The organism is Tepidiphilus succinatimandens (genome assembly GCF_006503695.1).
Taxonomy (GTDB): Bacteria; Pseudomonadota; Gammaproteobacteria; order Burkholderiales; family Rhodocyclaceae; genus Tepidiphilus; species Tepidiphilus succinatimandens.
This window is the reverse complement of sequence record NZ_SBIK01000015.1, coordinates 33,512-56,372: the sequence shown is the minus strand read 5'-3', so window position 1 is coordinate 56,372 and position 22,861 is coordinate 33,512. Positions and strand designations below refer to the sequence as shown.

Sequence of the window (22,861 nt, the reverse complement as noted above, 5' to 3'; positions counted from 1 at the left end):
CTCACTCCACCCCCAGCCCCGCTTTTCGCGCGGCCAGCTGTTCCCGCTGCAGCTCGAAGAGGTAGCGATAGAGACGGTTCGCTACCGCCATGGGTATGCCGACGAAGCGAAAACCCACCCGCATGGGAATGGCCTTTGCCGGACCGGGAATATCGAGCGGCAGGACGTTGCGCACTTCCATCGCGGTTTCCAGCGAATCCATCGGCGGCAGGATCAAGCGCGCGCTGGCCAACTGCGTGCCGTGCGCTGGAGTGGGCACGTCCGGCGGAAAAAGCAGGGAAACGCCACCCACGCTCAGATCGAGGATGCGCAATTTCAGCTTGGCGTGCTCCGCCTCTTGGGGCGAAAGGGGAACGATGGCCGAGCGCGGCAGCTCGCACCACCAGGTGGGCGTGGGCGGCTTCAGACGGAAAAATTCCCGCCGCTGCAGGCGAAGCATGGTACGGGGCAGAGGAGCCGCCAGGGCGAGCACGCCCTGATGTTCCACCCGCTGCAGCCGTTCGGCGGCAAACTGCAGCGTGATTCCCTCCAGTTTCCCTTGGCAGACCACGCCGCGCTCCAGCGCCAGGGCGTTGAGCCGCTCGTCGCCGCACGGGTCGAGGAAAAAATGCTCCTCGGTCACCTGCAGCACCATGGAGGGGAAAAGATAGCGTCCGCCGCCGAAGACGGCGATCGGCGTGCGCCGCGCGGCCAGCGAACGCAAGAGCACGGCGATCTCGCGCGGCATGCGCAGCACGTAGTCGGGATAGCGTTCCGGATCGTAGAGCTCGAAACGGTCGGGGGCGAGGGACATGATGACGGCGAAGGACGCGGATACGGGGCTTTATAGCACGTTTCGTGCCGGCGTGAACGGCCCCGGCGGCGGGCCGCCGCGCTTGGCCTGCTCCAGACGGTAGACCCAGGCAAGGAGCTCCGCCACCGCCACGTACAGTTGCGGCGGAATGCGCTCGTCCAGATCGAGCTGCATCAGCAGCGCGAGGAGCTCGGGCGACTCATGCACATACACGCCGGCCTCGCGCGCCCGCGCCAGGATCTGCTCGGCGAGCACGCCCTTCCCCTTGGCCACCACCTTCGGGGCGGGTTCTCCTGCCTCGTAGCGCAGCGCCACCGCGGCGCGCCGGGAGGGCGAAGGGGGAAGCTCATCCTCCGGTGCTGCGTCCATCGCCGTTTTCCCCGCGGGTCACGTCGAGCCTCGTCAGACGAATGCCGTCCGCTTCCATTCTTGCGGCCAGCGCCGGCGCCGCGGCGCGCAGCAGGGCCGAGGTGTCCTCGGAAGGGGAGGAGACGCGCACCGCCAACGTCCCCGCCTGCCATTGCAGCTCCGCCTCCACTTCGCCCAGCGCCGGCAGGCTCAAGCGCAGGCGCGAGCGCCAGATCGGCGCCTCGCCCTCGTCCGGCGACGAGCGCGCCTCGCGCTCCTGCGGCGCTTCCAGGTCCCAGAACACCGTCCACCCCGGCCAGGGAGCAAACTGCACGTGGAGCTGCTGCGTCGCCAGGGCATCGAGCTGGTGCTGCACGATCGGCACGAGCCGCGCGGGAATCTGCGTGCCGGCGGGCGTCGTCTCGTCGGCCAAGGCCGCGGCGGCAAACCCGGATCGACTCGGCTCGGTGTCCGCTGACGCCGGCATCGCCCCGGCGAAGAAGGTGGCGAGCAGGCGCTCGGCGCCGGAGGAGGTGAGCGCCACCGGCGCCTGCTGCGCGAGCGCCGCCAAGAGGGCGGGGGGAAGAAGCGCCGCCGCGGGCGTGCCGGCTGCCGGCTCCTGGGCACCTGCCGGGATCGACGCCGCCGCGGCAAGGCGCGCCCCCTCCGCCTGCTGCGCCGTTCCGGCGGCGGTCGGTGTTTCGAGCCCCTCCGGGCGCGAGGGCGCTGCCCGCAGCGCGGCGCTTTGCGTAGCGGCGGACGAGGTCTCGCCCTCCTGCAGCGGGGGTGCCGGAGCGCCTTCGGCCGGGAAGGCGGCAGAAGGGGCCGTCTGCCCGGCTGCGGGGGCGCTTGGCGGAAGCGGCGCGCCCGCCAGATTTCCCTCCGTCGGCACGTTCTGCGGCTCGGCGCGCAGCGCCTCCAGGGGATAGCGTCCCTGTGCCCACTGTGCCAGATGCGATTCGTAGAAGAGGCCCGAGCGCTGCAGCGTTCCTTGCAAGGCCGCCGCCAGCTGCGGGACGTCGGCTTCGGAGCGCGGCGCCGCGGGCAGCAGCGGCGCCGCCTGCGCACTGCCCGCGGGTAAAGGCAGGCGCTCCGGCGCCGGCTGGGTCAGCACCTGGCGCAGCAATTCGCCGGTGGGCGAGAGCTGGGTGCGCACGGAGGCCGCGCCTGCGCCCGTCGCCGCTGCGGCCGCGCCCTCGTTCAGGCGGGCGTAGATCGTACCGCCCACCTGCCGCTCGACCACCAGCTCCAGCGTGTCGCCGCTCTTCACCGGCCGATCGAGCGCGAGCGTCATGTCGCGCCCCCCCACCAGCGCCTGGAAAGTGCCGTCGGGCAGCGGCCGCTGGATGGTGGCGCGCAGCACCTGCCCCGGCAGCACCTCCGGCAGGCGCTCGGGGATGGGGCGGATGCGCTCGACGCCCCCCACCTGCGGCTCGGGGCGCAGCAGATCCGCCTCCACCATCATGCGCAGGCGGGCGACGACGTCGGGCGGGATCATGAGGCCGCCTCGAACGCCCTACGGCGCGCTCGTTGCACGCGACGGCGCTGCGGGCTCCTCATGACGGTTGCGCCTCAGCCCGGCGGCGCGCCCCAGGCGCGCAGGAGCTTCGCCAGGCTCGCATGCGCCGGCAGCAGGTGTGCGCCGGCCGCCTCCAGCGCCGTGCGCGCCGCCGCGATCGCTGCCCGCCGCTCGGGCGAAGCCGGATCGTGCGCCGCGCACCAGGCGCGGTCGGCCTCGGCGAGCCGCGAGAGTTCTCCCATGATCGCCGCCGCGCGCCCCCAGTCGTTCGCCTCGGCGGCCGCGGCAAACGCCGCGCAGCCGCGCGCGAGCTCCGCCCACGGCGCCTCTTCGGCAAGCGTCGTCATCGGTTCACCCCGCCGTGGCCGCGGCCTGCTGGCGCGGCATCTCGGCCCAGGCCTCACGTAGGGTGCGCAGCAGCCCGCTCACCTCCTGCACCGCCGCGGCGTTGTTGGTGGCGTTCGCCTGCGTCAGGCGCTCCACCATGTAGTCGTACAGGGCGGCGAGGCGCTCGCCCAGCTCGCCGCCGCTCTCCACGTCCAGCGAGGCGTGCAGCCCGTCATGGATGATGGCGATGGCCCGGCTGATGGACTGAGCGCGCTTGGGGATGTCTTTTTGCTCCATGGCGACCACGGCCTGCGCGAGCGCCATCAGCGCACCGTCGTAGAGCATCAGGATGAGCTGGTGCGGATCGGCGCTTTGCACGGCGGTCTCCAGGCTGACTTGCGAATAGGCGTTGGCGCCTCGCATCCGGTTGAACATGCCTTCTCTCCTCGGCATCAATTCTTCGTACTCGCCAGCAGGGCGTCGAACTGCTGTTGCAGGTAGCTGCCCAGGCTGGTGTACTGCCCCACGATGCTGTCCATGGCGCTGAACTGGCGCTGGTAGTTCTGCTGGATGCGCTCGAGCTGCGCTTCCAGCCGTTCTTTTTGCTGGTCGATGAGGCTCACCTTGGCGTTGAGCCCCTGCACGCGCGTCTCGAGCAGCCCCCCTGTCTGCAGGTCGGCGGTCAGCAGCGTATCGAGCCGGCTCGCCAGCCCCGGCTGGGTGTCGGTGCCCACCAGCATCTGGTTCACCGCCTGCGGCTGGTCGCGCAGCGCCTGCGCGAAGGTGGCCGCGTCGAACGAGAGCGCGCCTTTGTCGTCGAAGCTCAGCCCCAGGTCGGTGAAGCTGCGCAAGCCCCCGCTGCCGCCGAGCGAATTGAGCGTGTTGCGCAGCTGGCTCTGGATGGTGCGCAGGGCCGAGTCACCGGAGAGCGGCCCGGCGGTCTTGCTCTCCGGGTCGTAGTAGGTGAGGGTGTAGAGGGTGTTGTTCACCGCATTGTAGGCATCCACGAACTCCTGCATCGCCTGGGTGAGCGCCGAATCGTCGCGCTGCACGCTGAGCGTGGACGTCTGCCCTGGCGTGGCCGACTGCAGGCTGAGCGTCACCCCCGGGATCAGGTCCTCGATCGTGTTCGAGGAGCGGGTGACCTCGAGGCCGTTGAACTTGAGCTTGGCATCCTGCGCCGCCTGCACCTGATAGACGGAATTTCCCGGTTCGGTCAAGGGGTTGGTCGGATCGAACGTCAGCCCTGCGAGCTCGCCCGTTCCCGTGAGCGAGAACGCTTGCCCCGTGCCGGTCTGCCGGCTGGTGAGGACGAGCTGCTGGGCCGTGCCGTTGTCGACGATGCTCGCGCTCACCAGCGAACCGGCCTGGTCGTTGATGGCGTTGCGCAGGTCTGCGAGCGAGCCGCCGCCGGAAAAATCGACCTCCACGCTCTGCCCGCCGGCGCTGATGGTGAGCCTGCCCGCGCCGGGAGTGAAAGGCTGCGTGGCGCTGGTGGCCACGCGCTGCGCCTGGGCGAGCTGCTGCACGCCGATCTCGTAGGTGCCGGTGCTCGCCCCGGCGCTCGCGCTGGCGGTGAAGCCGGCCCCTTCGCTCACGCTGGCGGTAGTGGCGTAGCGCACGCTCGGGTCGTCCAGCCGCTTGACGGCCGACTGCAGGGTGGAGAGCGCCGACTTCACCTGCCCGAAGGCCGAAATCTGCGTCTGCACCGTGCTCTTGCGCTGCTCGAGCGCATCGATCGGCTTGCGCTCCACCGCCATCAGCTTGTCGATGATGCCGTTGATGTCCAGCCCCGAACCGATGCCGGAAGAAGTGATGGTGGCCATGGTGCGCTCCTCGAATCAGGCTTTCTGGTGGACGAGCAGGCCCTGGAGCTTGTCGAGCGCCTGGGCGATCTCCAGCATCTCCTTGGGCGGAATCTGCCGGATCACTTCCTTGGTGGAGGTATCGATCACCTGCACCACCATGCGCTCGAAATCCTGGTCGAGGGTGAACTGGATGCCGGCGCTGGAGAGCGTCTGCACCGCCTGCTGCACCCGCTCGACCGCGCCCTGCAACGTGTCGCGGTCGACCGGCGCCGAAGAAGCCGCGGCACCTGCCGCCGTTGCCGCAGCGGCCTCGGTCGCGCGCGGTGTGGCCGTTGGGGAGGGTGCCGTGTCCGCCGCGGCAGCAGAAGGCGCCGGCGCGCGCGGCGGCTCGGTGAGCACCGCGCTCGCCGCGCCTTGCGGTAACGACACGGAAGAAATCGGGACGTTCATGACAATTCCCCTCAAAGCAAAGCGGGCGGCGTCAGGATCATCGTAGACCCTGCGCCGCCCGTGTCAAGCCCCGATCAGCGCAGGAGCGTCAGCACGTTCTGCGTCGAGGCGTTCGCCTGCGCCAGCATCGCCGTGCCCGCCTGCTGCAGGATCTGCGCCCGGGAGAGGTTCGCCGTTTCGGCGGCGAAGTCCGCATCCAGCACCCGCGACCGGGCGGCGGCCACGTTCTCGCTCGTCACCGAGTTGCTCGAGACCACCGAGCTGAAGCGGTTCTGGATCGCCCCGAGGTCCGCGCGCAGGTCATCGACGTAGGCCAGCGCCCCATCGACGATCTTGAGCGCGTCGTTGGCGCCTTGCTGCGTACCGATGTCGATGTCCGCAACCGATTTAAGCTCCCCGTAGTTAGCCGTGCCAGCTGTATCGAACAAATCTCCTGCCACGGAGACGCTGACACTGAAAGGTCCGGACGAATTGAAGGTGACTTCGCCACCGACGCGGGTGCTATTAGCTCCTCCGCTCGTCAAAAGGACCGCATTACCCTCACTTCCGGCGACCGAGATCGTGCTGCTCCCGGCGCTATTGTTGAACCCTTCGATCCCGATATCGTACCCTTCAGCCTGAACCAGCGTCAATTTGCCCGTTTCTTTATCAAAGGAGGCGGATACGCCGGTGGTGCCGGTCGTCTGGTTGATCGCATTGGCCAGTGCAGACAAATCATTGGGGTCGGTGATGTCGGCTGTGACCTGCGCGGTTTTGTCGTTAGCTCCATGCAGAGTAAAGCTGACCGTTCCTGCGGAAGCCAAGGAGCTCATCGTAACGGTTGTGCGTGCGGTGGCGGTTACGCCCGTTTTCTCGCTTTGACTATTGACCGCATCAGCGATTTGTTTGGCCGTCACGCCATCGGTGATGGTGGTTGCCGAGGAGAGCCTGGCTTCGCCGCGCGGGCCTTGGATGGTAATGTCCTGAGCGGACATGTTGTTCGCTGTGGGATATCCGGCTGAGGCCGCAACCGCGGCTTCGATCCCTGCGGAGCCGGTGGTCGAAATTTGGTAGGTGCCGATTGATGCGGCCCGAGAGTCTCCGATGGAGAAACCGATGGTTTGGTTGGTGTAAGCCCCTACTTGGAACTGCTGGCCGGTGAAAGAGCCATCGAGCAGGTTCTTGCCGTTGAACGAAGTTTGGGTGGCGAGTCGCGTGATTTCCTGCTGCAGCTGGTTGACCTCCTTCTGCAGCGAGGCGCGGTCGGTGGCAGTGTTGGTATCGTTGGCCGACTGCACCGCGAGCACGCGGATGCGCTGCAGCGCGTTGGTGATTTCGCCCAGTGCGCCTTCGGCCACCTGGGCGATCGACATGGCGTCGTTGGCGTTGCGCGTGGCTTGGTTGAGGCCGTTGATCTGCGCCGTCATGCGGTCGGAAATCGCCAGGCCCGCCGCGTCGTCCTTGGCCGAGTTGATGCGCAGGCCCGACGAGAGCCGCTGCATGGCGGTCTGCATGTCGTTCTGGCTCTTCAGAAGGTTCCTCTGCGCGTTGAGCGAGGCGATGTTGGTGTTGATGACGGATGCCATGATGGTTCTCCTTGCGTGAGTGGATTGCCGGGTTTGGTAGGAGTGTTTACGGCATCATGCGGCGGGACTTGAGGAATTTTTCCCGTTGGGGGGCATGGCGCCCGCGCGCGGGGGCTTGGGCGTTTTGCCCTCACGCCGCCACAGTTCGTCGGGCACGCCAGCGCGGCGGTTATAGACGCGGGCGAGCACGAAGAGGAGGTCGGAGAGGCGGTTGAGGTAGCGCCGCGGGGCGGCGTGCAGGGGTTCTTCCTGCGCGAGCGCCACCACCGAGCGCTCGGCCCGGCGGCAGACGGTGCGGGCGAGGTGCGCCAGCGCAGCCGCGCGGCAGCCGCCGGGCAGGATGAATTCCTTGAGCGGGGGAAGGTCGGCGTTGTAGGCTTCGACGAGCGCTTCGAGGCGCGCCACCTGCGCCTCGCCGAGCACGGCCGCGCCGGGCAGGCACAGTTCCCCGCCCAGGTCGAACAGGGCGTGCTGGATCTCGGCGAGCACCGCGCGCAGGTCTTCATCGGCGGTTTCGCTCGCGAGCAGCCCGAGCACGGCGTTCAATTCGTCTACTTCGCCCAGCGCTTCGATGCGCCGGCTGCTCTTGGCCACGCGCGAGCCGTCCCCGAGGCCGGTGGTGCCGTCGTCGCCCGTGCGGGTGGTGATCTTGGAGAGGCGGTGTCCCATGGGTGACTCCTTCGTCGAGAGAGCGGCCCGCCAGGCTGGGGCCTGGCGTTTCGTGCCGGACCTGGGTATAATACCGCGCTTGCCGGAGAGGTGGATGAGCGGTTTAAATCGCACGCCTGGAAAGCGTGTTCAGGGGAATACCCTGACGCGGGTTCGAATCCCGCCCTCTCCGCCAGTTTGCCCGCGCTCCGGGAGGCCGGGATGCAACGATTCTTCTTCCTGCTCGGCATCCTCTTCCTGCTCGCGGCCCTGCTCTGGCCGTGGCTGTCGCGCTTTCCCTTCGGCCGCCTGCCCGGCGACATCGTCATCGAGCGCGAAAACTTCACCTTCTACTTTCCCCTCACCACGAGCATCCTCGTCTCGGTGCTGCTCTCGCTGCTTTTCTGGCTGTGGCGCAAGTAGCGCCCAGGCGCTCGACCGGCGCGAACTTGATTTTCGGGCGGGGAGAGGATAGAATTCCATTTCTTCCAGGCCGCAAGGCCGCGCACCACGCCGTTGTAGCTCAGCTGGTAGAGCAACTGATTCGTAATCAGTAGGTCGGAGGTTCGAGTCCTCTCAACGGCACCAAAGGCACCGCTCAGGTGCTTTTTTCATCCCGCTGAAACGCGCACGTTCTCGTTGTAGATCGAGAACCAAGCGCTGCCATCCGAGGCTTACTTGCCCGACTCCTCCATCGGAGCGAGCTCCAGCACCACCGGGGCGTGATCCGAGGGGCGTTCCCATCGCCGGGGCTCGACGTCGATCGTGCAGGCGCGCAGCCGCGGCAGCACAGCGGGTGAGACGAGGATGTGGTCGATGCGCAAGCCCAGGTTGCGCCGGAATGCTCCTTGGCGGTAGTCCCACCAGGAGTACGACTGCGGCGGCTGGGGAAAGCGGCGGAAGGCGTCGACGAGCCCGAGCGAGAGGAGCCGGGCAAAGGCGGCGCGCTCGGGGGGCGAAGCGAGGATGCCGTCCTGCGGCCAGTCGGGGTGGGTGTCTTCGGGCGCCGGGGCGATGTTGAAGTCGCCCATCAGCACGAAAGGGCGCTCCGTGAGCCGCTCCCGTTCGATCCAGCGGGCGAGCGCCTCGATCCAGGCGAGCTTGTAGGCGAACTTGTCGCTGCCCACCGCCTGGCCGTTGGGGAAATAGGCGCTCGCGACCCAAAGCGGCGCCTCGCTGCCGGGTTCGTCGATCTCGGCCACGATGAGGCGCGCCTGCTCGTCGTCGAACTCGGGAACGCCGCGCACCACCTCGCGCCACGGCAACCCCTCGCGCACCAGCAGCGCCACGCCGTTGTAGGTTTTCTGCCCGTGCACCGCGGACGCGTAGCCGAGTTCGGCAATCGCTTGCGCGGGAAATTTCTCCGCCGGGCACTTGAGCTCCTGCAGCGCGAGCACGTCGGGCCGGGCGGCGGCGATCCAGCGCTGCAGGTGCGGCAGCCGGGCGGCGATGGAGTTGACGTTCCAGGTGGCGAGTTTCATGGGCGGGATTGTACCGCCGCACTGCTATGATGAAAGCGCTTGCCGGCACGAGAGGGGACTAGATCATGGTCGATGATGTTCGCTGGAAACGGCGGTTCGAGAATTTTCAGCGGGCGCTGAATCAGCTGAGCGCGGCCGTTCGCTTGTCCGAGACGCGACCGCTCACCGACCTCGAAAAGCAAGGATTGATCCAAGGATTCGAATTCACCCATGAACTCGCCTGGAACGTGCTGAAAGATTATCTGGAAATGGAGGGGATCCAAGGGCTCGTTGGTTCGCGAAGCACAGTGCGGGAAGCCTTCAAGCGCGGATTGGTGCGCGATGGCGACGTGTGGATGGACATGATCGAAAAGCGCAACCTGTCCAGCCATACCTACAACGAATCGGTGGCCGAAGCGATCGTCTCGGCGGTCGTCGAACGCTACCACGCCGCTTTTCTGGAACTGCGCGACCATCTGGCGCGCCTGGCGAGGGGATCGTGAGCGCGTCGCCGGATTTCGGCTTGCCGCAGCGCACGATCGACACCATCCGGCGCATCCTGGCCGAAGTTCCCGAAGTGGAGAAAGCGGTGATCTTCGGCTCGCGCGCCAAGGGAACGTACCGACCGGGGGCGGACATCGATCTGGCCTTGTTCGGCCCCAAGCTCGACCTCGATACGCTCGGCCGCATCGCGGGACAACTGGATGAATCGCCCATCCCTTATCAGGTCGATCTGTGCCTCTTCGACCTGATCGATCATCCCGGTCTGCGCGAGCACATCGAGCGTGTGGGCAAGGTGTTCTACGAGCGGGAGAGGCAGGATCGGACGCCGGGCTGCGACGGAGGCTAGCGCAGCCGCATGCTCGAACCCAAGAGATTTGGTTACAATGCCTCTGACACAAGCGCCGGATGCGGCGTTGGGGAGGGGGAATGAAGTGCGTGATCCTCGCCGGGTGTTATTTTTAAGCCATATTTTTTTATGTAAAATAAATTTTTCCTGATTTGGTGAAAAAATGATCCCTAAAATTTTTCATAGAATTTGGTTCGGTGAAAACAAGAAACCTGAAGAATACGATATGTGGTGGGAGGCATGGCAGAGACAATATCCAGATTGTGAGTTTAGGACATGGACTGATAATGACATTGGTGAATTATATCTTACATCAGAAATCATAAAATTAGCAAAAGGCTATGCCAGGAAATCTGATGTTGCGAGATATGAAATATTATATCGTTTTGGTGGGGTTTACTTAGACTGTGATTTTATGCCTTGGCATTGGTTTGATTTCTTTTCTTGTGATGATGATATTGTTGTTTGTAATGAAGATGAAAGTAATGATTACTGTAGCATAGGGATGATAGCAGCAAAAATTAAGCATCCAATTTTCTTGGAGATAATTGATGATATAAAAAATAATAAAGGTAAATTAAATGAAATTCCTCCAAATATTGGAACCGGGCCTTGGTTATTTGGAAAGCATTTGAAGGAATATAGAAATAAAAGACTTGATGCTAAAAGTTTTTATCCGTTTCATTATAATGAAACGTCCGCTAAGTTAATAATAAATAACCTGAGAAATTCTTATGGTATTCATTGGTGGGGTGGGTCTTGGCTAGGGGAAAATGAATTAATAAATAAAATTGAAAATGCATTAATAAATGAAGATTTTTTTGAGGCAAAAGCTCTTATAAAAAAAATATCTCCAAAAAGAGGGAAGGAATATGAAATTTACATAAATGAAAAAATAAAAAATAAAAAATACAAATGGGATCAAGTGAAAAGCGATTTTAAAGTTAGTAATGTTAATATTTTTGATTTTGAAAAAATATCTATATATTTTATTGATGCTAATCCTGATGGTATTATTTGGCAAATTGGTTCGGCGGATGGAATTTTTGTTGACCAATTACGTCCTGTTTTAGTTAACAAAGATCCGAAAACAGTTCTTTTTGAAGCAAATCCTTATTTATTTGAAAAATTGAAAAGGAATTATGCTAAAAATAAAAATGCAATATTTATTAATTTTGTTTTTGGATCCAGTAATGGATTTGTTGAATTTAATGCAATTAATCCATATAAAATATATGAGTATAAGTTGCCAGATTGGGTTTTAGGGATTTCTTCTTTATATAATGATAAAAATGCGCTTGGAGGATTTACAATAAATGAAGATTTAAAAAATAAAATATGGAAATGCGTTGAAAAAATTAAAGTAAGGCAAATAAATTTTGAAAAATCTAAGTCAATGACTTACGGAGTTGGTCCAGATATATTATTAATAGATGCAGAGGGAATGGATGCTGAAATTATTGATTTGATAGTAATTAAAAATAACCATAAACCAAAAATTATTCAATTTGAACATCAATGTTTGTCCAATGCTGAAAAAGAATTTATTGAAAAATTTCTTTCTCATGATTATAAACTTATTTTTGCTGGTAATGATTTAATTGCGATTAAAAAAGATTTTTTTATTGATTACTGTTCTTATTTATATATTTATCGAGGTTTATCTTATTTATTCGAAGAGCCTTTATGCTGCGGGGTATTAAAAAATAGTTCGCCCATCGTTTCTGTAATTATTCCCTGCTACGATCAAGCCTATTTTCTTGAAGAATCCGTATCAAGCGTTCTTGCCCAAACATTCGAAAACTGGGAGTGTATTATTGTCAATGACGGCAGTCCTGACGATACGTCTGACGTTGCACGCAATCTTATGAAAAAGGATCCAAATGGGAGAATTCGCCTTCTTGAACAAGAAAATAAAGGTTTGGCTGGTGCCCGAAATTTTGGAATTGAGGCTGCCCGTGGTCGATATATACTCCCTCTTGATGCGGATGATAAGCTTGATCCAAATTTTTTGAAAGAAACAGTCGCAATACTGGATAATAACCCGGAATTTTCTACCATTTATACCGATGAACAGAATTTTGGTGATGCGAGCCACATTCACGTCAAAGGTGAATCTCGACTTGATATTCTCAAATTAGTCAATGTGCATGACTACTGTTCTCTTTACCGGAGAGAAGTGTGGGAAAAAGTTGGTGGTTATTCTCCTGCAATGTATCTTGGGGGTGAGGATTGGAATTTCTGGGTGGCGGCGGCAAAACTTGGGTTTAGATCATTTCATCTGCGAAAGCCTCTGTTCTTGTATCGCAACCGACCCAATACCATGGTATCAGGTACGCTTGCGAGCCTTGATGAAGTTTGGGCGCACATAGTTTTTCATCACCCAGAAATATATTCGTCAAGCGAAATAGAAAAAGCAAATATTATTCTTGCCAATTCAAAAAAAGCAAATATTGAAAAATTAAAGATTGCATTGAAAAAACATACTGATAATAAATATCTTCAAAAAATTGCTGAAGCTGTTTTTGGCAGAAAAGATGACTTGCTGGTTTCTGTAATTGTTCCGACTTATAATCGCCCTGATCTGTTGATTCGCGCAATTAGAAGTGTAAAAGAGCAAACATATAAAAACATAGAAATTGTTGTTGTCAACGATGCCGGAAAGGAAGTTTCTGAGATTGTCAATTTCTTTTCGGAAGATTTGAATATTGTCTATATCCGTTATGGACAAAACAGAAAACACGCCGGGGCGCGAAATGTTGCTCTGCGCGTTGCCAGAGGCGACATTATATGCTATCTTGATGATGATGACGTTTTTTTGCCGGAACATGTTGAAAGAGTTGTGGATGAACTCCTTCGTGCTCCAGAGGCAAAATTTGTTTATACCAAGGCTGTATATGTCATTGAATCCTATGGACGTGGTCAGCCTCATGAAGTGGATCGGACGGATCCCCATGGCGAGTCTTTTTATTCCAAAGAGCGCCTCCATGTTTGCAATTATATTCCTATCAATACCTGGGGTCATTGGAAACATGTGATTGATGAAGTGGGTTTTTTTGATGAATCTCTCGATACTTTCGAGGATTGGGATTTTCTTCTTCGCTGTTCCAGATCGTTTGATCTGGTTCATATTCCGGTGGTTACCGTTGAGGTTCACCAGCGTCTTGATCCTGACAATGTATTGCGCCGCGAACGCCCCAAATTCCTTGACACGTATCGTTTGCTTTATTCCCGATACGATGATATGGGTAATCTGGAAATCCGGCAGGGTAGGGAGCGGATGTTGCAAAGTTTCGTGGAGGGTGAGCAAGCTCTTGAAGTGCGGCAGATAGACCCTTACCGTGTGTATCTGCAACGCCACCACCCCCCCTTCCACCCCGACGATCCCCTTCCCGCCGACAGCCCCACCGTCACCTTCGTCGTGCCTTGCCCGGCGTCCGAGCTGCCGCTACTGGCCGATACGCTCGACAGCCTGGGCGTGCAGTCGGCGCCCTTGTGGCGGCTGGTGGTGGTGGCGGATACGCCAGCGCCGGATGCGATGTGGACGGAGTTGCCGATGCTGCGCTGGCGTGAGGTGGAGTCGGCGGAGGGGTTGGAGGCGGCGATCGCGGAGGAGCTGGCGGCGGAGTCGGGTTGGGTGTCGGTGCTTGCGCCAGGGGTGCGGCTGTCTGGCGATGCGGTGGAGCAGCTTGTGCGCCATGCGCTGGCGTTTCCGCAGTGGCGCTTGATGTATGGCGACTCGGACACGGTGGAGGCGGACGGGGCGCGGCGCGATCCGCTCTTCCGGCCGGACGTCAACCTCGATCTGCTGCGCTCGATGCCGTATCTGGGCCCGTGCCTATGGGTGGAGCGCGAGGCGTTTGCGGCGGTGGGCGGACTGGGGGAGGGTGCGTCGGCGTGGCGCTACGATCTGGCGCTGCGCGTGCTCGATGCGTTTGGCGAGGAGGCGATCGGGCACGTGGACGAGGTGCTCTATTCGGTGCCGGCGGGGCGCGAAGAGGCGGTGGACGAGCCGGCGCACCAGCAGGCGCTCGCGGCGCATCTGGCGCGCCGGGGGCTGGAGGCGGAGGTGGCGGAGGGTTACGTACCGGGCACCTGGCGTGTGGTGTATCACTGGCCGCGGCAGCCGCGCGTGTCGATCATCATTCCCACCAAAGACCAGGCGGATTATCTGCAGTCCTGCGTCGAGAGCATCCGGGCGAAGACGGCCTATCCTGACCATGAGATTCTGGTGGTGGATAACGGCAGCACGCAGCCGGAGGCGCTCGCCTATCTGGAGCGCCTGAAAGCGGAGGGGGTGCGGGTGTTGCCCTATCCCAAACCGTTCAATTTCTCGGCGATGTGCAATCTGGCCGCGCGCGAGGCGAGCGGTGAGTATCTGCTCTTGCTCAACAACGACACCGCGGTGCTGCAGGAGCATTGGCTGGAGCGCATGGTGGCCTATGGCCAGCGGCCGGACGTGGGCATCGTGGGAGTGAAGCTGATGTTCCCGCACCCGCAGACGGTGCAGCACGTTGGAATGCTATTGGGATTGGGCGGTATCGCGGATTTTCCTTATATGGGGCTATTGGGACTGACCGATGGCGGGTACATGAACCGTGCCTTGGTGGATCAGGATCTCTCGGCCGTGACGGCGGCGTGTCTCTTGATCCGCAAGTCGGTGTGGGAGGAGGTGAAGGGGCTGGACGAGCAGGCGTTTCGCGTCTCCTACAACGACGTGGATCTGTGTCTAAAGGTGCGCGAGCGCGGCTACAAGATTCTGTGGACGCCCTTCGTGGTGCTGGTGCATCACGGCAGCGTGAGCCAGCAGCAGGAGGCGGCGGAGCCTGCCAAGGCGCGCAAGGCGCAGCAGCGCTTTGGCAAGGAGCAGGAGGCGATGTTGCGCAAGTGGCTGCCGCAGCTCGCGCGCGATCCGGCCTATAACCGGCACTTGAGCCTGACGCACCGCGATTACCGGGTGGAGTCGGAGATCGTGGTGAATTGGGATCCGCGCTTGCCTTCGGAGAAGGTGCGGGTGTTGGGCTGGGAGCAGCTGAGCGGGGTGATCGAGTACCGCATCAAGCAGCCGCTGGAGGGGTTGTGGCAGGCTAGGGCGGCGGAGCGCAGTTTCATCCATGCGCCGGGGGTGCGGCAGACGCGCATTCCCTTGCTGGTGGAGGTGGAGCGGGCGAAGCCGGACGTCTTCACCGCGAGCGCCTTTCTGGAGTTGAGCGACCATCTGGAGACGGTGCGCCAGGTGCAGGAGGTCGCCAGAATTCCTTTCCTGTTGCATCTGGACGATCTCATCAGCGAGATTCCGCGCCAGAGCGAGGTCTATGAGCACCGCAACACGCCGGGCGAGATGAAGCGGGTGGTGCGCACCGCCGACCGGGTGGTGGTGACGACTGAGCCGATCCGCTCGGCGATCGAGAAGTATGCCCGCGAGGTGCGCCTGATTCCGAACTATCTGCCGGGATGGGTGTGGAATGGGTTGAAATCCGAGCGGAGGGTAGGGCCCAAGCCGCGCGTGGGCTGGGCCGGGGCGATGCAGCACGCCGGGGATCTGGCCCTGATCCGCGAGGTGGTGGAGGCGACGAGCGAGGAGTGCGACTGGGTCTTCTTCGGCATGTGCCCGGAGGAGCTGCGCCCCTTCGTGAAGGAGTTCCACCCCTTCGTGCCGTTCGAGCAGTATCCGGCCAAACTCGCGAGCCTCGACCTGGACCTGGCGGTGGCGCCGCTGGAGGTGAATCGCTTCAACGAGTGCAAGTCGAACCTGCGCCTGCTGGAGTACGGCATCCTTGGCTGGCCAGTGGTGTGCTCGGACGTGCTGCCCTATCGCGGCGCGCCGGTGACGCGGGTGCCAAATCGGCCGGAGGCCTGGCTCGAGGCGATCCGCGCCCGCATCCACGACCTGGACGAGGCGCAGAAGGAGGGCGAGGCGCTGCAGCGGTGGGTGCGCGAGGGCTGGATGCTGGAGGATCACCTCGGCGAGTGGATCGAGGCGTATCGGTTCGGGGGGTGATGAGTTGCCCATGGGTCTGGGGCGCAGCATGCCCCAGGGGATAGGGCAATAAGTGGGTGTTTTGGTTTACTTGGTTACTGGTAGTGGTAACGACAAGCAATCACTACCAGGGCCTGCGCATCCACGCAGTAGACCAGCCGGTGGGTATCGTCAATGCGCCGCGACCAGAAGCCCGAAAGGGTTTCCTTGAGAGGTTCGGGTTTGCCGATGCCTTCGAATGGGTGGCGCAGGCAGTCCTTGATCAGGGCATTGATGCGCTTGAGCGTCTTGCGGTCCTGGCTTTGCCAGTATTCGTAATCCTCCCAGGCGGCCAGGGTCCAGGTGAGCTTCAGTAGCTTGTCTTCACTGGGCATCGACCAGGTCCTGCTGCTTCACCTGTCCCTGGCGGTACTGCTCAATCGAGCGGGCCAGGTGTGCCGCATTGGCAGGCGATTTCAGCAGATGGACAGTTTCCATCAGGCCGTTGAATGTGTCCAGCGACATCACCACCGCATCGGGGGCATCCCGGCGTGTGATGACCGTGTAGTCGGCATCGTCGATGACCTGATCGATCACCTTTTTAAGGTTGTTTCGTGCCTCAGAGAAATTCACTACGCGCATGACGAGAGCCCTGCTTCTATTGTGCGATTTACTGTACAACTATAACGCATTGCGTGCATGCGTGCAAGAGGGTGGGCTCATAACGGGAGGATGGTGCGGTACGAGGTGGCAGCGGGTGTGATCGAAGCGAACCATGGGTTCAACCGTCCTCTCCCTACCCGAGAGGTACACTGCACGTACGCGGCAGATTTTCGAGTATGACGACGAAGCAGTAACTTATTGATTTTCTTGATGGGCCCAGCTGGATTCGAACCAGCAACCAACGGATTATGAGTCCGCTGCTCTAACCGTTGAGCTATGGGCCCAGCAGCGAAGATTATCGCATGAAAAAGCCCCGCCCAGAGGGCGGGGCCGAGGCGGTGAGAGGCTTCAGACTTCGTTGTCGAGGAAGCTGCGCAGGCGCTCGGAGCGGGTGGGGTGGCGCAGTTTGCGCAGGGCTTTGGCTTCGATCTGGCGGATGCGCTCGCGGGTGACGTCGAATTGCCGCCCGACTTCTTCGAGGGTGTGGTCGGTGTTCATCTCGATGCCGAAGCGCATGCGCAGCACCTTGGCTTCGCGCGGGTTGAGCGTTTCGAGCACTTCGCGCGTGGCTTCGCGCAGGTCGGCGATGAGCGCGGCATCGACCGGGGCGAGCACGGAGGTGTCCTCGATGAATTCGCCCAGATGCGAATCCTCGTCGTCGCCGATGGGCGTCTCCATGGAGATCGGTTCCTTGGCGATCTTGCGGATCTTGCGGATCTTTTCTTCGGGCATCTCCATGCGGCGCGCGAGTTCGGCGGCGTCGGGCTCTTCGCCCGTCTCCTGCAGGATCTGGCGGCTGATGCGGTTCATCTTGTTGATGGTCTCGATCATGTGCACCGGGATGCGGATGGTGCGGGCCTGATCGGCGATCGAGCGGGTGATGGCCTGCCGGATCCACCAGGTGGCGTAGGTGGAGAATTTGTAGCCACGGCGGTATTCGAATTTGTCGACGGCTTTCATCAGGCCGATGTTGCCTTCCTGGATGAGGTCGAGGAACTGCAGGCCGCGGTTGGTGTATTTCTTGGCGATCGAGATGACGAGGCGCAGGTTGGCTTCGATCATCTCGCGCTTGGCGGCGCGCATCTTGGCTTCGCCCATGGACATGCGTTTGTTGATGTCCTTGAGTTCCTTGAGCGGAATGCGGGCGCGTTGTTCGATCTCGCGGATGCGGTTCTGCTCTTCGAGTACGGAAGGGTAGATTTTGACCATCGACTCGGACCAGGGTTTGCCGGCTTCGATCTCGCGGGTGATCCAGTCGAGGTCGGTTTCGTGCTCGGGGAAGACCTTGATGAAGTAGTCCCGCGGCATGGTGCCGATCTCGGTGCACAGCTTCGAGACCGCCCGTTCGTGCTGGCGCACCTGTTCGATCATGCTACGGATGACGTCGCACAGTTGTTCGATGTAGCGGGCGGTGAAGCGGATGTGCAGCAGTTCGCCGGCGATCTGGTCGCGCAGCGCGGTGTAGCGCGGATCTTCGCTGCCGTAGGCTTCGAGCGCGCGGTCGAGCTCGGCGTAGAGGCTGCGCATGCGCTCGAAGTGCTGCATGGCGCCGCGTTTGAGCTCGGCGAGGTTGGCGGCCTGGATGCGGGCGGCGCGGTCTTCGTCGCTTTCGTCGTCCAGATCCCCTTGGGCTTCGGTTTCGCCGTCTTCGGCGGCTTCTTCGTCGACTTCCGCTTCGTCTTCTGCGAGGGCATCGAGGTCGACGTCGGTCGCGGCCGCTTCGGCTTCGCTGTCTTCTTCGGCAAGCGGCGCGAGATCTTCATGGTCGATGAGGCCGTCGACGACTTCGTCGATGCGGATTTCGTCGCGCTCGATCTTGCCGATGGTCTCGATCATGTGCGCGATGGTGAGGGGGCAGGCGGCGATGGCCTGCACCATGTTCTTCAGGCCTTCTTCGATGCGTTTGGCGATCTCGATCTCGCCTTCGCGCGTGAGCAGCTCGACCGAGCCCATTTCGCGCATGTACATGCGCACGGGGTCGGTGGTGCGGCCGAATTCGGAGTCGACCGAGGAGAGCGCCTGCTCGGCTTCTTCTTCGATGTCGTCATCCGCACCGCCCACGGCAGGGGCTTCGGCCATGAGCAGCTCTTCGGGCGCGGGGGCTTCTTCGAAGACCTGGATGCCGAGGTTGTTGAAGGTGGTGATGATGCCTTCGATCTGCTCGGAGTCGACGATGTCGTCGGGCAGATGGTCGTTGATCTCGGCGTAGGTAAGGTAGCCGCGTTCCTTGCCCAGCGCGATGAGCGCTTTGATCTGGGTGCGGCGCTTTTCGGCGTCGGCCGGAGAATGATTGGCGGCCACCGCTTCGATGAAGGCGCTCTCGGCCTTGGGATTGGCGCGCTTGGAGGATTTGCGCTTGAGGGAATTCTTGGGAGTTTGAGCCATGGCAGCAGCGTGTTTTTCCCGGAAAAACCAACGATTATAAACGACTCGCCGCACATCGGGCGGCTTGCTTTTTTGTTATAGCAGCTTCGACACCCGGCGTCGCTTCTAGGGAGGTTGGGGAGCGGGAAGCGTACCCAAGGTGCCGACGGGGGTGAGACGGGCTTTCTCGCGCAAAAGTTCGCCGATGCGCAGGGTTTCCTCTGGCGTGAGCTTGCGCTGGCGGCCGAGGGCGATGAGGGAATCGATCTCGCGCTCGAGGCGGCGGCGGCGCAGGGTGTGTACGACGTCGTTCAGGGTGGATTCGGCGTCTTCCCAGGAGTGCGTTTCTTCGAGGAGCGCCGCGGCGTGGCGGGAGAATGCTTCGCCATGCTCGCTGCTGCGGAAGTGCTCGACGAGGATGGCGGGGGTGGCGCTCGCATCGAGCGTGCCGACTTCGATGGCGTCGATGAGCGCGGCGCAGGCGCGCCATTCGGGTTCGGGCTCGTCGAGTGGCAGGAGTTCGACCGGGAGCCGGGCGGCGAGCAGCGGATGGGCGATGAGTAGCCGCAGCAGCAGCGCGGCGAGCGGCAGAGGGGCGCGGCGGGCGGGCGGGCGGGCGCGGCGCGGCGGTGCCGCCCGGGGCGAGGAAGGGGGGGCGGCTTCTGCGGGCGGAATCCACTCGTGCAGGGTTTCGATGGCGAGCCCGGTGCGATCGGCAAGTTCCTTTTCTAGCTGCAGACGCAGCATGGGGGCGCGGATTTTGGCGATCAGCGGCTTGGCGAGGTGGGCGAGCCGGGCGCGTCCTTCGGCGGTGTGCAGGTCTTCGTCCCGCGTGAGTTCGTCGAAGAGGTACGTGGTGAGCGGTTTGGCCGCGTCGGCGATGAGGGCACGGAAGGCGTCGGCGCCGTTCGCGCGCACGAAGCTGTCGGGGTCGTGTTCGGGAGGGAGGAAGACGAAACGCAGGCGGCTGTCGTCCTTGAGCGCTTCGAGGGAGTTTTCCAGGGCGCGCCAGGCGGCGCGGCGGCCGGCTTCGTCGCCATCGAAACAGAAGACGACGTGGTCGGTGAGTGCGAGCAGCGTGCGCACGTGCTCGCCGGTGGTGGCGGTGCCCAGCGCCGCGACGGCGTTGGTGAGGCCGTGCTGGGCGAGCATGATGACGTCGACGTAGCCTTCGGTGACCAGGGCAAAGCCCGCCTCGCGGATCCCGTCGCGTGCGAGCGCCAGGCCGTAGAGCGTGCGGCCTTTCTCGAAGAGGGGGGTCTCGGGGGAGTTGAGGTACTTCGGTTCGCCGCCGTCGAGGCTGCGCCCGCCGAAGGCGATGATCTTCCCCTGCCGGTCGTGAATGGGGAAGATGAGACGGTCGCGGAAGCGGTCGTAGCGTTTGCCGCTGTCGGGGTTGGCGATGACGAGGCCGGCTTTTTCAAGCAGCGGCTCGCCGTAGTGGGGGAAGACGGCAGAGAGTGCCTGCCATTCGGGCGGGGCGTAGCCCAGGCCGAAACGCTCGGCGGTGGCGGGAAGGATGCCACGCTGTTCGAGGTAGGCGCGGGCTTTGGGGCTGCGCTCGAGGCTGCGGCGGTAGAAGTCGGCCGCTTTGGCGTGCGCTTCCAGCAGGAGCTGGCGCTCGCTTTTTTGCTGTGCGGCTTCGGCGGCGGAGAGTGTGCCTTGGGCGCGCGGCACCTGCATTCCCGTTTCGGCAGCGAGTGCTTCCACCGCCTCGACGAAGCCCAGCCCTTCGTATTCCATGAGGAAGGTGATGGCGGTGCCGTGCGCGCCGCAGCCGAAGCAGTGGTAGAACTGCCGGGCGGGCGAGACGGAGAAGGAGGGCGTTTTTTCGCCGTGGAAGGGGCAGCAGGCGAAGTAGTTGGCGCCGGATTTCTTGAGCTTGAGGCGCTTGCCGACGACGTCGACCAGGTCGACGCGGGCGAGCAGCTCGTCGATGAAGTCGCGCGGGATCATGGCCGGACGACCAACGTCAGACGTCGGGCGATCGGCGTTCTTGGATGAGGACGGTGCCGGACGAGGGAGCGGGTCACGGCAGCAGAGGCGAAACAGGGGCTGACGCGCAGCGCCGCCCCAGCCTGAATTCCATCAATACATCTTGGGCGGCAACATTTGGCTGCGCAGGCGCTTTTGATAGCGCTTGATCGCGGCGGCGCGCTTGCGCTTGCGCTCGGCGGTGGGCTTTTCATAGAACTCGCGTTTGCGCAGCTCGGTGAGGACACCAGCTTTTTCGACCGTGCGCTTGAAGCGGCGCACGGCGACTTCAACGGGTTCGTTTTCTTTGACGCGGATACCGGGCATCTCGATCCTCGATTCGAATGGATGATACGAAAACTCGCATTATAGAGGTTGAGCAGATGGCTGGCAAGGCGGTTTTGGTCATTCGAGACGCCCGAAGGTACAATTTCCGTTTTTGCGCAAGGACGTGGCGTGCGTATTCTCGGGATCGAATCTTCATGCGACGAAACGGGCGTGGCGCTCTATGAGACGGAGCGAGGCTTGCTCGCGCATCGCCTGCATACGCAGGCGCAGATGCATGCGACCTACGGGGGCGTCGTGCCGGAATTGGCGTCGCGGGATCACGTGCGGCGCTTGCCGGCGCTGGTGCGCGAGGTGATGGCCGATGGGCGCATGGATTGGACGGAGCTCGACGTGATCGCCTATACGGCCGGGCCAGGATTGGCGGGGGCCCTGCTGGTGGGGGCGAGTTTCGCGGAGAGCCTGGCATTGGCCCTGAACAAGCCGACGTTGCCGGTGCACCATCTCGAAGGGCATCTGCTCTCGCCGCTTCTGACCGAGCCGCGGCCGGAGTTCCCGTTTCTCGCCTTGCTCGTCTCGGGCGGGCATACGCAGTTGATGGCCGTCGAGGCGGTGGGGGATTACCGCCTGCTGGGCGAGACAATCGACGATGCGGCCGGAGAGGCGTTCGACAAGACGGCGAAGCTGTTGGGTCTGGGCTATCCGGGCGGGCCGGCGTTGGCGGCGCTCGCCGAACGGGGAGATCCCACGCGCTTTGCCTTGCCGCGCCCCTTGCTGCATGCGCCGACGCTGGACTTCAGCTTCAGCGGCCTGAAGACCGCAGTGGCGCTGAAAGTGGGTTCGCCCGACTGGCGAGCGGAGTATGCGGCGGATCTGGCGGCTGCTTTCCAGGAGGCGGTGGTGGAGGTGCTGGTGACGAAGACGGTGGCGGCCGTGCGCGCGGCGGGTTTGAGGCGCGTGGTCGTGGCCGGCGGGGTCGGGGCGAATCGCCGTCTGCGCGAAATGCTGGCCGAGGCCGGCGCGAAACAGGGGTTTGCGGTGTTCTATCCGGACGTGGCGCTATGCACCGACAACGGGGCGATGATCGCTTTTGCGGCGGCGCTGCGGCTGGAAGCGGGGGCAGAGGTGAAATGGGACCGTCGCATCGAGGTGCGTCCGCGCTGGGCGCTGGAGGGGCTTCGTCAGGGGTGATCGGCCGGGGGCTTGCGTTGGGGCCGTCCGCGGCCGAATTTGGGTTCGGTGCCGTTGAGCAGCTGGCGGATGTTGCGTCGGTGTCGCCAGAAGAGGACGGCCGACATGGCAGCGATGACGAGGATGACTTCACGGGGTAGGTCGAGCAGCAGGGCGAGGAAAGGGGCCCCGGCAGCGGCAGTGAGGGCGGCGAGCGACGAGTAGCGGGTGACGAAGGCGACGACGAGCCAGATGCCGGCCACGGCAAGCGCGAGTGCCGGCTGCAGGCCGGCGAGGACGCCCAGCGCCGTGGCGACGCCCTTGCCGCCGCGAAAGCGCAGGAAGAGGCTGTAGACGTGCCCGAGGAAGGCGGCGAGCCCGGCGAGCGCGGCGACCGTGACGTCCGCGCCCAGCCGATGCACGAGCCAGACGGCGAACCAGCCTTTGGCGGCGTCGCCTGCGAGCGTGAAGAGCGCCGCGGCCTTGTGGCCGCTGCGCAGCACGTTGGTGGCGCCGGGGTTGCCCGAGCCGTAGGAGCGCGGATCGGGCAGGCGAAAGAGGCGGCTTGCGAGGATGGCGAAGGGAATCGAGCCGATCGCGTAGCCCATCAGGACGAGAAGCAGGATCTTGGGCATCGTGCGATGATCCGGAGGAAAGTATCTTAGTTTACCCCAGCTT

General features: G+C 61.9%; 21 protein-coding genes and 3 tRNA genes. 7 read left to right on the top strand and 17 right to left on the bottom strand.

Annotation, left to right across the window (positions count from 1 at the left end):
• Position 1: 1 nt before the first annotated feature.
• From EPD82_RS09705 to EPD82_RS09665, 9 genes are all read right to left on the bottom strand, one after another.
• Positions 2 to 793 (bottom strand): flagellar brake protein, encoded by a 792-nt coding sequence (locus EPD82_RS09705; protein WP_055424001.1) that lies wholly within the window; start codon positions 791 to 793, stop codon positions 2 to 4.
• 30 nt (positions 794 to 823) lie between these two features.
• Positions 824 to 1,162, bottom strand: coding sequence for an EscU/YscU/HrcU family type III secretion system export apparatus switch protein (locus EPD82_RS09700; RefSeq protein ID WP_055424002.1), 339 nt, complete (start codon positions 1,160 to 1,162; stop codon positions 824 to 826).
• Positions 1,140 to 2,639 (bottom strand): flagellar hook-length control protein FliK, encoded by a 1,500-nt coding sequence (gene fliK / locus EPD82_RS09695; RefSeq protein ID WP_055424003.1) that lies wholly within the window; start codon positions 2,637 to 2,639, stop codon positions 1,140 to 1,142. Before fliK ends, EPD82_RS09700 begins: the two co-directional genes overlap by 23 nt.
• Before the next feature lie 74 nt (positions 2,640 to 2,713).
• On the bottom strand, positions 2,714 to 3,007 hold the full coding sequence (locus EPD82_RS09690; RefSeq protein WP_055424004.1) for a hypothetical protein: 294 nt from the start codon (positions 3,005 to 3,007) through the stop codon (positions 2,714 to 2,716).
• 4 nt (positions 3,008 to 3,011) lie between these two features.
• Complete coding sequence (fliS, locus tag EPD82_RS09685; protein WP_055424005.1) at positions 3,012 to 3,422, bottom strand: flagellar export chaperone FliS; 411 nt, start codon at positions 3,420 to 3,422, stop codon at positions 3,012 to 3,014.
• Positions 3,423 to 3,439: 17 nt separating this feature from the next.
• On the bottom strand, positions 3,440 to 4,813 hold the full coding sequence (fliD, locus tag EPD82_RS09680; protein ID WP_055424006.1) for a flagellar filament capping protein FliD: 1,374 nt from the start codon (positions 4,811 to 4,813) through the stop codon (positions 3,440 to 3,442).
• A gap of 15 nt (positions 4,814 to 4,828) precedes the next feature.
• Entirely contained in the window at positions 4,829 to 5,245 is a 417-nt protein-coding gene (locus tag EPD82_RS09675; protein ID WP_055424007.1) for a flagellar protein FlaG, read from the bottom strand.
• A 74-nt stretch (positions 5,246 to 5,319) separates the two neighbouring features.
• Positions 5,320 to 6,810: a flagellin N-terminal helical domain-containing protein gene (locus EPD82_RS09670; protein ID WP_141056538.1), complete on the bottom strand. Its 1,491-nt coding sequence runs from the start codon at positions 6,808 to 6,810 to the stop codon at positions 5,320 to 5,322.
• 54 nt (positions 6,811 to 6,864) lie between these two features.
• Positions 6,865 to 7,479 (bottom strand): cob(I)yrinic acid a,c-diamide adenosyltransferase, encoded by a 615-nt coding sequence (locus EPD82_RS09665; RefSeq protein ID WP_072247968.1) that lies wholly within the window; start codon positions 7,477 to 7,479, stop codon positions 6,865 to 6,867.
• Between the two features lie 84 nt (positions 7,480 to 7,563).
• Between EPD82_RS09665 and EPD82_RS09660 the strand changes: the two genes are divergently transcribed.
• The 3 genes from EPD82_RS09660 (at position 7,564) to EPD82_RS09650 (ending at position 8,046) form a co-directional block, all read left to right on the top strand.
• Positions 7,564 to 7,654: transfer RNA gene (locus tag EPD82_RS09660), tRNA-Ser, on the top strand.
• Between the two features lie 26 nt (positions 7,655 to 7,680).
• Complete coding sequence (locus EPD82_RS09655) at positions 7,681 to 7,881, top strand: DUF2905 domain-containing protein (protein ID WP_055424009.1); 201 nt, start codon at positions 7,681 to 7,683, stop codon at positions 7,879 to 7,881.
• 89 nt (positions 7,882 to 7,970) lie between these two features.
• Positions 7,971 to 8,046, top strand: a tRNA-Thr gene (locus tag EPD82_RS09650).
• A gap of 86 nt (positions 8,047 to 8,132) precedes the next feature.
• Here EPD82_RS09650 and xth read toward each other — a convergent pair.
• A complete protein-coding gene (gene xth, locus EPD82_RS09645) occupies positions 8,133 to 8,939 on the bottom strand; it encodes an exodeoxyribonuclease III (protein WP_055424010.1) in 807 nt (268 codons plus the stop codon).
• Positions 8,940 to 9,004: 65 nt separating this feature from the next.
• Between xth and EPD82_RS09640 the strand changes: the two genes are divergently transcribed.
• The 3 genes from EPD82_RS09640 to EPD82_RS09630 all read left to right on the top strand — a co-directional run bounded on the left by EPD82_RS09640 (position 9,005) and on the right by EPD82_RS09630 (position 15,769).
• Positions 9,005 to 9,421: a nucleotidyltransferase substrate binding protein gene (locus EPD82_RS09640; RefSeq protein WP_055424011.1), complete on the top strand. Its 417-nt coding sequence runs from the start codon at positions 9,005 to 9,007 to the stop codon at positions 9,419 to 9,421.
• Positions 9,418 to 9,768, top strand: a complete 351-nt coding sequence (locus EPD82_RS09635) for a nucleotidyltransferase domain-containing protein (protein WP_055424012.1) — start codon at positions 9,418 to 9,420, stop codon at positions 9,766 to 9,768. Before EPD82_RS09640 ends, EPD82_RS09635 begins: the two co-directional genes overlap by 4 nt.
• Positions 9,769 to 9,931: 163 nt before the next feature.
• On the top strand, positions 9,932 to 15,769 hold the full coding sequence (locus EPD82_RS09630) for a glycosyltransferase (protein ID WP_082438437.1): 5,838 nt from the start codon (positions 9,932 to 9,934) through the stop codon (positions 15,767 to 15,769).
• 74 nt (positions 15,770 to 15,843) lie between these two features.
• Here EPD82_RS09630 and EPD82_RS09625 read toward each other — a convergent pair whose 3' ends face one another.
• From EPD82_RS09625 to rpsU, 6 genes are all read right to left on the bottom strand, one after another.
• A complete protein-coding gene (locus EPD82_RS09625) occupies positions 15,844 to 16,122 on the bottom strand; it encodes a Txe/YoeB family addiction module toxin (RefSeq protein ID WP_055424015.1) in 279 nt (92 codons plus the stop codon).
• Positions 16,112 to 16,369 carry a type II toxin-antitoxin system Phd/YefM family antitoxin gene (locus EPD82_RS09620; RefSeq protein ID WP_055424016.1) on the bottom strand — a complete coding sequence of 86 codons (258 nt, stop codon included), beginning with the start codon at positions 16,367 to 16,369 and terminating at the stop codon, positions 16,112 to 16,114. The genes EPD82_RS09625 and EPD82_RS09620 overlap by 11 nt, the downstream gene beginning before the upstream one ends.
• A 232-nt stretch (positions 16,370 to 16,601) precedes the next feature.
• A tRNA-Ile gene (locus tag EPD82_RS09615) sits at positions 16,602 to 16,674 on the bottom strand.
• A gap of 64 nt (positions 16,675 to 16,738) precedes the next feature.
• The gene (gene rpoD, locus EPD82_RS09610; protein ID WP_055424017.1) at positions 16,739 to 18,775 is read right to left on the bottom strand and encodes an RNA polymerase sigma factor RpoD; all 2,037 of its coding nucleotides are present in this window, start codon (positions 18,773 to 18,775) and stop codon (positions 16,739 to 16,741) included.
• Positions 18,776 to 18,880: 105 nt separating this feature from the next.
• Positions 18,881 to 20,710, bottom strand: a complete 1,830-nt coding sequence (gene dnaG / locus EPD82_RS09605; RefSeq protein ID WP_055424018.1) for a DNA primase — start codon at positions 20,708 to 20,710, stop codon at positions 18,881 to 18,883.
• Positions 20,711 to 20,842: 132 nt separating this feature from the next.
• On the bottom strand, positions 20,843 to 21,055 hold the full coding sequence (rpsU, locus tag EPD82_RS09600; protein ID WP_141056537.1) for a 30S ribosomal protein S21: 213 nt from the start codon (positions 21,053 to 21,055) through the stop codon (positions 20,843 to 20,845).
• A gap of 129 nt (positions 21,056 to 21,184) precedes the next feature.
• Here rpsU and tsaD point away from each other — a divergent pair, with 129 nt between their 5' ends.
• Positions 21,185 to 22,204, top strand: coding sequence for a tRNA (adenosine(37)-N6)-threonylcarbamoyltransferase complex transferase subunit TsaD (tsaD, locus tag EPD82_RS09595; protein ID WP_141056536.1), 1,020 nt, complete (start codon positions 21,185 to 21,187; stop codon positions 22,202 to 22,204).
• On the opposite strand, the gene plsY is transcribed toward tsaD, so the two are convergent.
• On the bottom strand, positions 22,195 to 22,818 hold the full coding sequence (plsY, locus tag EPD82_RS09590) for a glycerol-3-phosphate 1-O-acyltransferase PlsY (RefSeq protein ID WP_055424020.1): 624 nt from the start codon (positions 22,816 to 22,818) through the stop codon (positions 22,195 to 22,197). The two genes, tsaD and plsY, sit on opposite strands and share 10 nt — an antisense overlap.
• Between the last annotated feature and the right edge of the window lie 43 nt (positions 22,819 to 22,861).

What these genes read in the sequence shown, in the direction of transcription:
- fliS (WP_055424005.1), bottom strand. Translation starts at nt 3,422, where the DNA reads ATGTTCAACCGGATGCGAGGCGCCAACGCCTATTCGCAAGTCAGCCTG.
- rpsU (WP_141056537.1), bottom strand. Translation starts at nt 21,055, where the DNA reads ATGCCCGGTATCCGCGTCAAAGAAAACGAACCCGTTGAAGTCGCCGTG.
- EPD82_RS09705 (WP_055424001.1), bottom strand. Translation starts at nt 793, where the DNA reads ATGTCCCTCGCCCCCGACCGTTTCGAGCTCTACGATCCGGAACGCTAT.
- EPD82_RS09665 (WP_072247968.1), bottom strand. Translation starts at nt 7,479, where the DNA reads ATGGGACACCGCCTCTCCAAGATCACCACCCGCACGGGCGACGACGGC.
- EPD82_RS09630 (WP_082438437.1), top strand. Translation starts at nt 9,932, where the DNA reads ATGATCCCTAAAATTTTTCATAGAATTTGGTTCGGTGAAAACAAGAAA.
- fliK (WP_055424003.1), bottom strand. Translation starts at nt 2,639, where the DNA reads ATGATCCCGCCCGACGTCGTCGCCCGCCTGCGCATGATGGTGGAGGCG.
- EPD82_RS09700 (WP_055424002.1), bottom strand. Translation starts at nt 1,162, where the DNA reads ATGGACGCAGCACCGGAGGATGAGCTTCCCCCTTCGCCCTCCCGGCGC.
- plsY (WP_055424020.1), bottom strand. Translation starts at nt 22,818, where the DNA reads ATGCCCAAGATCCTGCTTCTCGTCCTGATGGGCTACGCGATCGGCTCG.
- rpoD (WP_055424017.1), bottom strand. Translation starts at nt 18,775, where the DNA reads ATGGCTCAAACTCCCAAGAATTCCCTCAAGCGCAAATCCTCCAAGCGC.
- EPD82_RS09625 (WP_055424015.1), bottom strand. Translation starts at nt 16,122, where the DNA reads ATGCCCAGTGAAGACAAGCTACTGAAGCTCACCTGGACCCTGGCCGCC.
- EPD82_RS09675 (WP_055424007.1), bottom strand. Translation starts at nt 5,245, where the DNA reads ATGAACGTCCCGATTTCTTCCGTGTCGTTACCGCAAGGCGCGGCGAGC.
- EPD82_RS09620 (WP_055424016.1), bottom strand. Translation starts at nt 16,369, where the DNA reads ATGCGCGTAGTGAATTTCTCTGAGGCACGAAACAACCTTAAAAAGGTG.
- EPD82_RS09655 (WP_055424009.1), top strand. Translation starts at nt 7,681, where the DNA reads ATGCAACGATTCTTCTTCCTGCTCGGCATCCTCTTCCTGCTCGCGGCC.
- dnaG (WP_055424018.1), bottom strand. Translation starts at nt 20,710, where the DNA reads ATGATCCCGCGCGACTTCATCGACGAGCTGCTCGCCCGCGTCGACCTG.
- fliD (WP_055424006.1), bottom strand. Translation starts at nt 4,813, where the DNA reads ATGGCCACCATCACTTCTTCCGGCATCGGTTCGGGGCTGGACATCAAC.
- EPD82_RS09670 (WP_141056538.1), bottom strand. Translation starts at nt 6,810, where the DNA reads ATGGCATCCGTCATCAACACCAACATCGCCTCGCTCAACGCGCAGAGG.
- EPD82_RS09690 (WP_055424004.1), bottom strand. Translation starts at nt 3,007, where the DNA reads ATGACGACGCTTGCCGAAGAGGCGCCGTGGGCGGAGCTCGCGCGCGGC.
- EPD82_RS09640 (WP_055424011.1), top strand. Translation starts at nt 9,005, where the DNA reads ATGGTCGATGATGTTCGCTGGAAACGGCGGTTCGAGAATTTTCAGCGG.
- xth (WP_055424010.1), bottom strand. Translation starts at nt 8,939, where the DNA reads ATGAAACTCGCCACCTGGAACGTCAACTCCATCGCCGCCCGGCTGCCG.